The following is a 12411-nucleotide window of genomic DNA, read 5'->3' as shown; positions in this document are numbered from 1 at the left end:
TTTCAGCCGCGACCCAGCCAGTCATGTAACTCGCAGAACTGCTCCACCGCCAACACCGGCCCGAACTCACGCAGAGTTTCCAGCGGCTGCGCACCATAACCCACAGCTACCGAGTCTACGCCAGCGTTACGCGCCATTAACAAATCGAACGACGAGTCACCGACCATCAGCGCCTCACTCGGTTTGGCAGCGCAATGCGCAAGAATCTCTTCGATCATCAGCGGATGCGGCTTACTTGAACCTTCATCGCCGCAACGGGTGACATCGAAAAAGTTCTCCCAGCCATTGCCCTGCAAAACACGCTCAAGCCCAGCCCGCCCTTTACCGGTGGCAACTGCCAACTGGTAGCCCTGCGCGCGAAAACTTTCCAGCGATTCCGCCACACCTGCAAACAAAGGCGAAGGTGTGGCTTCAAGCTTTAGATAATGCTCGCTGTAGGCACTGCGAAAGCGCTGAACATGCAGCGGGTCCGTCATGTCCGGGTATAGGGATACAGCCGCCTCAGGCAAGCTCAGGCCAATAATACCCTTGACCCGCACATCATCTCTTTGCGGCAATCCGCATTCGCGGGAGGCCTGATGGATCGAGACAACGATTCGGTCGATTGAGTCTGCCAGCGTGCCATCCCAATCAAAAATCAGCACACGGTAATCAGACACTCAAGCGCTCCACGGTTTTTGCCCACATCTCATCGACCGGCGCTTCGAGCTTAAGTTGCGTGCCATCAAGCATTGGCACAACCAACTCGTACGCATGCAGAAACAAGCGCTTACCGCCAAGATCGCGAATTTCGCGGGTAAAGTCGTCATCGCCATATTTGCTGTCACCGGCAATGCAATGGCCGGCGAACTGCGTGTGCACACGAATCTGGTGGGTACGCCCGGTTACAGGCTTGGCCTCGACCAGGGTTGCGAACTCGCCAAAACGGCGCAGCACACGGAAACGCGTCAGCGCTTCTTTGCCTTCATCATTGACTTCGACCATGCGCTCACCCGAACGCAGGTTGCTCTTGAGCAGCGGCGCATTGACCATTTTCTTCGACGCCGCCCAATTACCGCGCACCAGCGCCATGTAACGCTTATCGACACCATCGCCGCGCAATGCTTCATGCAGATGACGCAGCATGCTGCGTTTTTTGGCGATCATCAGCAGGCCGGAGGTGTCGCGGTCGAGGCGGTGCACCAGCTCCAGCTCTTTGGCGTCGGGACGCAACTGACGGAAGGCCTCGATCACCCCGTAATTCAGGCCGCTGCCGCCGTGCACGGCGATCCCGGCAGGCTTGTTCAGTACAATAAGCGCTTTGTCTTCGTAGACAATCGCCGCTTCCAGACGCTTGAGCAGCCCTTGCGCCAGCGGCTCGACCTCATCACGCTCAGGCAGGCGAAGCGGCGGCACGCGCACAATATCGCCGACCTGCAGCTTGTACTCAGGTTTGATCCGACCTTTATTCACGCGCACTTCGCCTTTGCGCAAAATGCGGTAAATCAAAGTCTTGGGAACACCCTTCAGCTGGGTGCGAAGAAAGTTGTCGATACGCTGGCCGGCAAGTTCCGGCGCAACCTCAAGCAGCTGAACGCCGGAGGTTGGAGATTGAGATGTAGTCATCGCGCAATCATAACAATTTTTATGGATTTGAAGCACTTAATCATTACTGCTATAGTCCCGACGCCGCCAAAAGCGGACTGGTTTGGGAATGATCGCTAGAACTGCCATCCCAACCAAGGCAACCCATTTTGGACGAGAGGCCGTCCGACGGGTTCTTCAGAGGTTTTAAGCCAGAACGGCTCTCGAAGAATTCGGAAATAAAGCCTAAGGAAGCCTCAATAAAAGGCAGCCAGCGACGGGAATGCAAGGCAAGAAGTTGCGCAACAGCGGTTTACCCAGCGTAAACGTGCAATTGGGCCACTTCTAATGCAGCAAAAACCTAGCGCAACGCTGACTTGGAGGCATCTAAGACATCATGCGCACCCTTCCCCTTTGGAAGACTGCGATAAATGCTAACCCGCTACGGATTCTGCGAGCGGCACCCGATTTTCAGCGTTACGTGTAGGGTGGAGATGTACAACTGCAGGTCTGCGTAGCAATTAGCTTTACCAAGACGCCTTATCTCGTCCGCTACCTGCAATTGATTCCTCCTCCTTTAACAAATGCTTGTTGTTGATTCAGCGAGCAGGAGATGTCCGTCGCGACCCAGCCCTATTTGGCTGACTGTCGCTTGACAATGCAGCGGCTTATGACCGCTGCTGACGCGCCTGACACCGACCCTGAGAGTCGTGTGTGCCGAACGCCGTTTCCGAGAGCACCGGAAACCGACGGTACTACATGAAAAGAATGCTGATTAACGCAACTCAACCCGAAGAGTTGCGTGTTGCCCTAGTCGATGGCCAACGCCTATACGACCTGGACATTGAATCTGGCGCCCGTGAGCAAAAAAAGGCCAACATCTATAAAGGCCGCATCACCCGCGTCGAACCTAGCCTGGAAGCCGCTTTCGTAGATTTCGGCTCCGAGCGTCATGGTTTCCTCCCGCTGAAAGAAATCTCCCGCGAATACTTCAAGAAGGCTCCTGAAGGCCGCGTCAACATTAAAGAAGTGTTGAGCGAAGGTCAGGAAGTCATCGTTCAGGTCGAGAAAGAAGAACGCGGCAACAAGGGCGCAGCCCTGACCACGTTCATCAGCCTGGCCGGCCGTTACCTCGTGCTGATGCCGAACAACCCGCGTGCCGGTGGCATCTCGCGCCGTATTGAAGGCGAAGAGCGCAACGAACTGCGCGAAGCCCTGAATGGCCTCAACGCCCCTGCTGACATGGGCCTGATCGTGCGCACTGCGGGTCTGGGTCGTTCCAGCGAAGAAATGCAGTGGGACCTCGATTACCTGCTGCAACTGTGGAGCGCGATCAAAGAAGCCTCGCAGGATCGCCCGGCTCCGTTCCTGATCTATCAGGAAAGCAACGTCATTATCCGCGCTATCCGCGATTACCTGCGCCAGGACATCGGCGAAGTACTGGTCGACAGCGTTGAAGCACAGGAAGAAGCCCTGAGCTTCATCCGTCAGGTGATGCCGCAGTACGCCAGCAAGATCAAGCTGTACGAAGACAGCGTGCCGCTGTTCAATCGCTTCCAGATCGAAAGCCAGATCGAAACCGCTTTCCAGCGTGAAGTTAAATTGCCTTCCGGCGGCTCGATCTTCATCGACCCGACAGAAGCACTGGTGTCGATCGACATCAACTCGGCGCGCGCCACCAAAGGCAGCGACATCGAAGAAACTGCTCTGCAGACCAACCTTGAAGCCGCTGAAGAGATCGCGCGCCAACTGCGCCTGCGTGACATCGGCGGCCTGATCGTGATCGACTTCATCGACATGACGCCGGCCAAAAACCAGCGCGCAGTCGAAGAGAAGGTTCGCGAAGCGCTTGAAGCTGACCGCGCCCGCGTTCAGGTTGGCCGCATTTCGCGTTTCGGCCTGTTGGAAATGTCGCGTCAGCGTCTGCGTCCGTCACTGGGCGAAACCAGCGGCATCGTTTGCCCACGCTGCAACGGCCAGGGCATCATCCGTGACGTCGAGTCGCTGTCGCTGGCCATCCTGCGCCTGATCGAAGAAGAAGCCCTGAAAGACCGTACCGCCGAAGTACGCGCTCAGGTGCCAATCCCGGTTGCCGCCTTCCTGTTGAACGAAAAACGCAACTCGATCACCAAGATCGAACTGCGCACCCGTGCACGCATCGTCATTCTGCCGAACGATCACCTCGAAACGCCGCACTTCGAAGTGCAGCGCCTGCGTGATGACAGCCTCGAAGCTCAGACGACCCAGTCTAGCTACGAAATGGCCGTGACCGAAGTTGAAGAAGAGAAGCAAGCCAGCGGTACACGTACTCTGGTTCGCCAGGAAGCCGCCATCAAGGCCGCTCCTCCGCGCTCTGCGCCAACGCCGGCAGAAGCTCCTGCTGCAGCGCCAGCTGCTGCAACCGAGCCAAGCCTGTTCAAAGGTCTGGTGAAGTCGCTGGTGAGCCTGTTCGCCACCAAAGAAGAAGAGAAGCCTGCGGTAATCGATGCCAAGCCTGCCGAGCGTAAGCCACGCAGCAGCGAAGAGCGTCGCAATGGCCGTCAGCAGAACCGTAATCGCGGCAACCGTCGTGATGAAGAGCGCAAGCCACGCGAAGAACGCGCACCGCGTGAAGAGCGTGCTCCACGTGAGGAGCGCCAACCGCGCGCCGCCCGTGAAGAGCGCCAGCCGCGTGACAGCGTAGAAATCCGTGAGCCGCAGGAACAGCGCCAGTCGCGTCCGCCGCGTGACGGGGGCGAAGGCCGTCGTGAGCGCAAGCCGCGTGAAGAGCGTCAGCCACGTGAACTGCGTGACCCAATCGACAGCAACGACAGCAACAACGCCGAGCAGGCGCAAAACGAGCGCCCTGCACGTGAGCCGCGCCAGCCGCGTCCACCGCGTGAAGAGCGTCAGCCGCGCAAAGAAGCTGCGACTGCCGACACCGCTGAAGAAGCCCTGCCGGATACCGAGCAGCAAGCCTCTGACGAGCAAGACAGCAACGAAGGCGAGCGTCCTCGTCGCCGTTCACGCGGTCAGCGTCGTCGCAGCAACCGTCGTGAGCGTCAGCGTGATGCCAACGGCAACCTGATCGAAAACGCTGAAGAAAGCACCGAAGGCGCTGAAAAAGCCAAAACCGAAAACTCTACGCTGGCAGAAACCACTGCAGCAGCAACCGGCGCCGTAGCCGCCACAGCATTGGCAGCAACTGCAGCCGCTGTTGAAGCCGCTACTGCTGAATCGGCACCTGCCGAGCAGAAGCCTGCTGTTGAGCCGAAGCAGCCTGAAACTGAAGTTGCCGCACCTGCGGAAGTTGCAGCTGGCGCAGCAGAAGTTGAAGCACCTGCCAAGGCCGAGCCTACTGAAGCTGTAGAAGCTGTGGTTGAGGCGAATGCTGAAACTGCTACTGAAACAGCCCAGCCAGAAGCTGCTAGCGCTGCTCCGGTTGAAGCAGACGTTGCTGTTGAAGCACAGGCGCCGGTCGAGGCTGCACCTGCAGTCGAGCCTACTGCTGAGCCTAAGACTGAAGTTGTAGCCGAGCCCGTTGCTCAGCCTGCAACCGAAGCCCCAGCTGCCGCTGAAACGACTGAAAAGTCTGAATCAGTTGAAGTGCAGGCACCTGTTGCTGAGCCGGCCGTTGAAGCAGCCAGCGAAGTAGCTGCCGAGGTTGCTGAGCAACCCGCTGCTAAAGAGCCTGCTCAACTGCCAACACTGAACGGTCGCGCACCTAACGACCCACGTGAAGTTCGCCGCCGTCGCCTTGAGGCCGAGCGCATTGCTCGTGAAGCAGAAGCTGCAAAGGCTGATGTATCTGAAACTGCTGAGGCCACTGAGCCGCAAGCAGAGCAGGACGCAGACAAGCCGCAAGCCTGATTCTGATCAGGTCGCAATAAAAAAGGGGATGCTTCGGCATCCCCTTTTGCGTTTCTGCAGGCCAATAATCACATCGACTCCTCAAATCCGCCCTGCCCCTGCGCCGCACCAGCCCGCCCCCAACAGCGCCACCGTCGCACGCCTGTGTGGCCGGATATGCTCAACGCTGGCATTAACAGCGGCCACAACAGGCTCTGAATTGCACTGCTCTGCTCCCTACAGTTGTTGGCACGAAATGCGCTAGCAATCTGGCTATACGCGGCAAGTTAGGCTCATAACCCAAGTGAATTACAAGGATCTGACTCCGAGGTTAAATATTTGTTGACCCAGAAGTCAGAAAAATCTAAATTCGCACCATAGAAGGCCGATAAAGGGCATCACACGCCCCTGCGTAGCCGCTTCTTATCGCCCGATACGAGTGCACCGCTGCCTCGTGAAGAACAATAAAATGCCTGGAGGTCGCCTTGATCCAGTTTTTACTCAACCGAGAGCTGCGCACAGAGCAGCAACTCGATCCAAACGTCACCGTGCTCAATTACCTGCGTGAGCATCTCGCCAAACCCGGCACCAAAGAAGGTTGCGCCTCTGGCGACTGCGGCGCATGCACCGTGGTTGTCGGTGAGTTGGCCAACGTCGATGGCCGCGAGTGTGTGCGTTACCGCACCCTCAACTCCTGCCTGACCTTTGTTGCCAGCCTGCACGGCAAACAATTGATCACCGTGGAAGACCTCAAGCATCAGGGCAAACTACATAGCGTGCAGCAGGCTATGGTCGACTGCCACGGTTCACAGTGCGGTTTCTGCACACCTGGCTTTGTCATGTCGCTGTTTGCCCTGCAGAAGAATTCCAGCAGTTTCAGCAAGGCTGAAACCATGGAAGCACTGGCGGGCAACCTCTGCCGCTGCACCGGTTACCGGCCAATCATTGATGCCGCCGAGCAAGCGTGCTGTCAGAAGCAGCCGGACCAGTTCGATGTGTTTGAAGCGCAAACCATCGCTCAACTGAAAGCCATCGCCCCGGCCGAAACAGCCGAACTCAACAGTGGCGACAAGCGTTGCCTGCTGCCGCTGACCGTAGCGGATCTGGCCGATATCTATGCCGCCAATCCCGAGGCGCGCCTGCTCGCAGGTTGTACGGATCTGGCACTGGAAGTGACTCAATTCCACCGCGAGCTGCCGGTGATGATTTATGTCGGCCACATCGAGTCGATGAAGCGCATCGAGGTGACTGAACGCAGCATCGAAATTGGCGCGGCCACGGCGCTGTCTGACTGCTACGCCGTGCTGGCGCAGGATTACCCGGACTTCGGCGAGCTGCTGCACCGTTTCGCCTCGTTGCAAATCCGTAACCAGGGCACGCTGGGCGGGAATATCGGCAACGCCTCACCTATTGGCGACGCCCCGCCGCTGCTGATCGCATTGGGTGCACAGATTGTCCTGCGCAAAGGCGCCGAGTCGCGCACCTTGTCGCTGGAAGATTACTTTATCGATTACAAGGTCACTGCCCGCCAGGAAGCTGAGTTCATCGAGAAAATCATCGTACCGCGCCCGCAGGCAAACCAGGCATTTCGCGCCTATAAAGTCTCCAAACGTCTGGATGATGACATCTCGGCGGTGTGCGCCGCCTTCAACCTCAAAGTTGTGGACGGCACCGTACAAACCGCACGCATTGCCTTCGGCGGCATGGCTGCCATCCCCAAGCGGGCAAGCGCCTGTGAAGCTGTACTCAAGGGCGCAGCGTGGTATCCGGAGATTATCGAGCAAGCATGCGCTGCACTGGCGGAAGACTTCACGCCGCTCAGTGACTTCCGTGCCAGCAAAGAATATCGCCTGCTTACCGCGCAAAACCTGCTCCGCAAATGCTTCCTTGAGTTGCAAGCTCCTGAAGTCGAAACACGGGTGACCGCTTATGTCTAATCACAGCATTCAAAAAAGTCAGGCCGAACTGGCCGAACTGTTCCGCGCCGGCCTCACCACAGGCGTGGGCCGCAGCGTAAAACACGAAAGCGCAAACAAGCATGTGTCGGGCGAAGCTGTTTATGTGGATGACCGCCTTGAATTCCCCAACCAGCTGCACGTTTATGCGCGCACCAGTGACCGCGCCCATGCGCGTATCACCCGCATCGACACCACGCCGTGCTATGCAATACCGGGCGTAGCAATTGCCATCACCAGCAAAGATGTACCGGGCCAACTGGACATCGGCGCCGTCGCGCCGGGCGATCCATTACTGGCAGACGGGCTGGTTGAGTTTGTTGGCCAGCCGGTGATTGCGGTCGGTGCCGACACCCTTGAGAACGCCCGCAAAGCAGCAATGGCGGCGATTATCGAGTACGAAGACCTTGAGCCGGTACTGGATGTCGAGGATGCCCTGCGCAAGAAGCACTTTGTGCTGGAGAGCCATCAGCACCGAATTGGCGACTCACAGGCCAAGCTCGACACGGCGCCGCGTCGCCTGCAAGGCAAGCTGCACATTGGCGGTCAGGAGCATTTTTATCTGGAGACACAGATCTCCTCGGTCATGCCGACCGAAGATGGCGGCATGATCGTTTACACCTCGACTCAGAACGCCACTGAAGTGCAGAAACTGGTTGCCGAGGTTCTCGGTGTAGCCATGCATAAAGTGGTGATCGACATGCGTCGCATGGGCGGCGGTTTTGGCGGCAAGGAAACCCAGGCTGCCTCCCCTGCTTGCCTGTGTGCGGTAATTGCTCACCTGACGGGCCGCCCGACGAAAATGCGCCTGCCGCGCATGGAAGACATGAGCATGACCGGCAAGCGTCACCCGTTCTATGTTGAGTACGACGTCGGTTTCGATGACAACGGCTTGCTGCACGGCATCCAGATCGAACTGGCCGGTAACTGCGGCTATTCGCCGGACTTGTCTGGCTCGATTGTCGACCGTGCAATGTTCCACTCGGACAACGCCTACTTCCTCGGCAACGCCACCATCAATGGTCATCGCTGCAAGACCAACACCGCCTCGAACACCGCTTACCGTGGCTTTGGCGGCCCGCAAGGGATGGTTGCGATCGAGCAGATCATGGATCACATCGCCCGCAACCTCGGGAAAGATCCGCTCGAAGTGCGCAAGACCAACTACTACGGCAAGACCGACCGTAACATCACCCACTATTACCAAACCATTGAGCACAACCTGCTCGACGAGATGACCGCCGACCTCGAAACCAGCTGCGAATACAGCAAGCGTCGCGAAGAGATTCGCGCCTACAACGCCAAGAGCCCGGTGTTGAAGAAAGGCTTGTCGATGACGCCGGTAAAATTCGGCATCAGCTTCACTGCCAGCTTCCTCAATCAGGCTGGCGCCTTGGTGCATATCTACACCGACGGCAGCATTCATCTCAATCACGGCGGCACCGAGATGGGCCAGGGTTTGAACACCAAAGTGGCGCAGGTTGTCGCCGAAGTGTTCCAAGTGGATATCAGCCGTATCCAGATCACCGCAACCAACACCGACAAAGTGCCGAACACCTCGCCGACAGCAGCGTCCAGCGGCACCGACTTGAACGGTAAAGCGGCGCAGAACGCGGCGGAGACCATCAAGCAGCGTCTGGTTGATTTTCTGGTGCGCGAGCACAAGGTCACGCCGGAAGATATCGAATTCCGCAACGGCCAGGTGCGCATTCGCGATGAGTTCATGAGCTTCGATGCCGTGGTGCAGCAGGCCTATTTCGCGCAGGTGTCGTTGTCGAGCACCGGCTTCTACCGCACGCCGAAAATCTACTACGACCGCAGCAAGGCCGCTGGTCGCCCGTTCTATTACTTCGCCTACGGCATGGCATGTTCCGAGGTGATCGTCGACACACTCACCGGCGAATACAAGATGCTGCGTACCGACATGCTGCATGACGTGGGTGCGTCACTGAACCCGGCAATCGACATTGGCCAGGTAGAGGGCGCATTCGTTCAGGGCATGGGCTGGCTGACCACAGAGGAGCTGGTGTGGAACAACAAGGGCAAGCTGATGACCAGCGGCCCCGCCAGCTACAAGATTCCGGCCATTGCCGATATGCCGCTTGATCTGCGCGTTAAACTGGTCGAAAACCGCAAGAACCCGGAAGACACGGTGTTCCACTCCAAGGCTGTGGGTGAGCCGCCGTTCATGCTCGGAATCGCGGTGTGGTGCGCGATCAAGGATGCCGTGGCCAGCCTCGCTGATTACCGCGAGCAGCCCGATATCGATGCGCCTGCCACCCCTGAGCGCGTACTCTGGGGCGTCGAGCAGATGCGCAAACTGCGCAGCACGGCGAAAGCGGTTGCCAGCGAAGCTGTCGAGCCCGCCTGAGGCCATGGGCGCAACTTGCGGGTTGCGCCCAACCCTTTAACGAGTGGTTAAGTGTATGACTACAGCCGAACACATCAATCAAACCGCCGAGTTGGCCGCAGCGCAGCTGAGCGCTAAACGGCCGCACAAGAACGCATGGCGCCTGTCACGTTCGGGCAAGCCGCTGAGCAGCTGGAGACTAAGCAAATGAGTTGGATCAGTGCTCTCGCCGAGTTGCAGCAGAGCGGTACACCCTGCGTACTGGTGACGATTATCGAGGAACGCGGCTCAACCCCGCGCAATGCCGGCTCGAAAATGGTGGTCAGCGCCGAGCGCATCTACCAGACCATTGGCGGCGGCCATCTCGAATACAAGGCGATGCAGATCGCCCGTGAAATGCTCGAAAGCCGCACGCAGGACTCACGTCTTGAACGCTTTAGTCTGGGCGCCAGTCTCGGCCAATGCTGCGGTGGCGCCACCGTGCTGTTATTCGAGCCCATGGGCCAGCCGCAAGCGCATATCGCCGTGTTTGGTGCCGGCCATGTTGGCCGCGCCCTGATCCCGATTCTTGCCAGCCTGCCGTGCAAAGTTCGCTGGATCGATTCGCGCGAGAGCGAGTTTCCGGCGCAGATTGCCGACAACGTCGAAAAGGTTGTCAGCGAAGATGTTGTCGATGAAGTCGAGGCCATGCCGGCCGGCAGCTATTACATCGTCATGACCCACAATCATCAGCTCGATCTGGAATTGACGGCAGCCATTCTCAAGCGGGAAGACTTCGCCTATTACGGCTTGATCGGCTCGCAAACCAAGCGCGTCAAATTTGAACATCGCCTGCGCGATCGCGGCTTCAGCGCAGACGTCATGCAACGCATGCGCTGCCCGCTGGGCCTTGCCGAAGTCAAAGGCAAATTGCCGGTAGAGATCGCCGTGTCGATCGCCGGAGAAGTTATCGCCACGTACAACTCAACGTTCGGCGAACACAAGAACAGCAAAAGCGGCAAAGGCGAAAGCATCGCCAAACTCATGCCGACTTCACGCCGCAGTCAGGGCTGAACAGCCCGCCCGCGCCGCTTATTGAATATTGCAGCCTGCTAACGAGTAGACCATGAATCAATCTGTTAAAGCCTACCGCGCCGCCATCCTTCACAGCATCGCCGACCCGGCCGTGGTGGGAGTCGAGCAATCGTATGAGTACTTCGAAGATGGCGTACTGGTCATCGACAATGGTCAGGTGGCTAAAGTCGGCCCGGCCGAACAGGTGCTGGCCACACTGAATGGCGTCGAGGTAATCGAATACAGCAATGCGCTGATTACACCGGGCTTTATCGACACCCACATTCACTACCCGCAAACCGGCATGATCGCCTCTTACGGCGAACAGTTACTCGACTGGTTGAATACGTACACCTTCCCGACCGAGCAGCAGTTTTCCGACAAGGCCCATGCCAGCGATGTCGCCGGCATTTTCCTCAAGGAGTTGCTGCGTAACGGCACCACCACTGCACTGGTTTTTGGCAGCGTGCACAAGCAATCGGTAGACGCTTTTTTTGAGGCCTGCGAGTCGCTCAACCTGCGCATGATTGCCGGTAAAGTATTGATGGACCGCAACGCCCCGGATTACCTGACCGACACGCCTGAAACTGGCTATGCCGACAGCAAAGAGCTGATCCAGCGCTGGCACGGCAAAGGCCGCCTGCACTACGCCGTAACGCCACGTTTCGCCCCGACCAGCACCCCTGAGCAATTGGCGCTGGCGGGCAAGCTGTATCAGGAGTTCCCGGACCTGTACATGCACACCCACCTGAGTGAAAACCTCAAGGAGATCGAGTGGGTTAAAGCTCTGTTCCCTGAGCGCAGCGGCTACCTCGATGTGTACGATCACTACCAGTTGATTGGTCCACGCTCAGTGTTCGCGCACGGCGTGCATCTGTGTGACGACGAATGCCAGCGCCTGGCTGAAACCGGTTCAGCCGTAGCGTTCTGCCCAACCTCTAACCTGTTTCTCGGCAGCGGCTTGTTTGACCTGAACAAGATGGAACAGCACAAGGTACGCGTGGGTCTGGGCACCGATGTGGGCGCAGGCACCAGCTTCTCTCAGCTGCAATCGCTGAACGAGGCGTACAAGATCATGCAGTTGCAAGGTAAGAAACTCGACCCGTTCAAGTCGTTCTATCTGGCAACGCTGGGCGGCGCCAATGCGCTGTATCTGGATGACAAGATCGGTAACTTCGCAACCGGAAAAGATGCCGACTTCGTGGTCCTTGATTACAACTCCACGCCACTGATGAGCTATCGCATGCAGCAGGCCAAGAGCTTCGAAGAGAAGCTGTTTGCCCTGACCATGTTGGGCGACGATCGCAGCGTTAAAGAGACCTTTGCTGCCGGGGTATCGGTGCATCGTCGGGGGTGAGGGTTGAGCGGGGGATTGGATGGCGCGGGTCTTGGGGTTGATCTTGCGGTTGCCCGACGGATTGCGTTGCTTTGCGCCGCTATCCATCCTCCGGTTGGCGGTTCTGCTGCGGTATGTTTGTGGAGGTTGGAATCCGCTCGCGGCTTCCGACATGACGCTCTGACTGTCTGGCGCGGGTTGGGTGTTGATCTTGCGATCGCTCGACGGATTGCGTTGCTGCGCGCCGCTATCCATCCTCCGGTTTGGCGGTTCTACTGCGATATGTTTGTGGAGGTTGGAATCCGCTTGCGGCTTCCGACATGGCG

The 12411-nt window shown here is 58.1% G+C and carries 7 protein-coding genes; 5 read left to right on the top strand and 2 right to left on the bottom strand.

The features are described 5' to 3' along the window. Positions 1 to 2 precede the first annotated feature (2 nt). Positions 3 to 659: an HAD-IA family hydrolase gene (locus BM395_RS09570; protein WP_069902167.1), complete on the bottom strand. Its 657-nt coding sequence runs from the start codon at positions 657 to 659 to the stop codon at positions 3 to 5. Then, on the bottom strand, positions 652 to 1605 hold the full coding sequence (gene rluC / locus BM395_RS09565) for a 23S rRNA pseudouridine(955/2504/2580) synthase RluC (protein ID WP_090511109.1): 954 nt from the start codon (positions 1603 to 1605) through the stop codon (positions 652 to 654). The genes BM395_RS09570 and rluC overlap by 8 nt, the downstream gene beginning before the upstream one ends. A gap of 717 nt (positions 1606 to 2322) precedes the next feature. On the opposite strand from rluC, the gene rne reads away from it, so the two are divergent. The 5 genes from rne to guaD all read left to right on the top strand — a co-directional run bounded on the left by rne (position 2323) and on the right by guaD (position 12106). Then, the gene (gene rne / locus BM395_RS09560; RefSeq protein WP_090511104.1) at positions 2323 to 5412 is read left to right on the top strand and encodes a ribonuclease E; all 3090 of its coding nucleotides are present in this window, start codon (positions 2323 to 2325) and stop codon (positions 5410 to 5412) included. Between the two features lie 464 nt (positions 5413 to 5876). After that, positions 5877 to 7328 carry a xanthine dehydrogenase small subunit gene (xdhA, locus tag BM395_RS09555; protein ID WP_090511101.1) on the top strand — a complete coding sequence of 484 codons (1452 nt, stop codon included), beginning with the start codon at positions 5877 to 5879 and terminating at the stop codon, positions 7326 to 7328. Then, a complete protein-coding gene (xdhB, locus tag BM395_RS09550) occupies positions 7321 to 9717 on the top strand; it encodes a xanthine dehydrogenase molybdopterin binding subunit (RefSeq protein WP_090511099.1) in 2397 nt (798 codons plus the stop codon). Before xdhA ends, xdhB begins: the two co-directional genes overlap by 8 nt. Before the next feature lie 186 nt (positions 9718 to 9903). Then, positions 9904 to 10749, top strand: a complete 846-nt coding sequence (gene xdhC, locus BM395_RS09545) for a xanthine dehydrogenase accessory protein XdhC (protein ID WP_069902162.1) — start codon at positions 9904 to 9906, stop codon at positions 10747 to 10749. Positions 10750 to 10801: 52 nt separating this feature from the next. Then, entirely contained in the window at positions 10802 to 12106 is a 1305-nt protein-coding gene (guaD, locus tag BM395_RS09540) for a guanine deaminase (protein WP_090511095.1), read from the top strand. Positions 12107 to 12411: the final 305 nt, after the last annotated feature.

It is taken from the genome of Pseudomonas marincola (assembly GCF_900116605.1).
In the GTDB taxonomy this organism is placed as follows: Bacteria; Pseudomonadota; Gammaproteobacteria; order Pseudomonadales; family Pseudomonadaceae; genus Aquipseudomonas; species Aquipseudomonas marincola.
This window is presented reverse-complemented; position numbering and strand designations above follow the sequence as displayed.

Excerpts from the sequence above, each read along its gene's own strand:
- rluC (WP_090511109.1), bottom strand. The coding sequence starts at position 1,605 with ATGACTACATCTCAATCTCCAACCTCCGGCGTTCAGCTGCTTGAGGTT.
- rne (WP_090511104.1), top strand. The coding sequence starts at position 2,323 with ATGAAAAGAATGCTGATTAACGCAACTCAACCCGAAGAGTTGCGTGTT.
- xdhB (WP_090511099.1), top strand. The coding sequence starts at position 7,321 with ATGTCTAATCACAGCATTCAAAAAAGTCAGGCCGAACTGGCCGAACTG.
- xdhC (WP_069902162.1), top strand. The coding sequence starts at position 9,904 with ATGAGTTGGATCAGTGCTCTCGCCGAGTTGCAGCAGAGCGGTACACCC.
- guaD (WP_090511095.1), top strand. The coding sequence starts at position 10,802 with ATGAATCAATCTGTTAAAGCCTACCGCGCCGCCATCCTTCACAGCATC.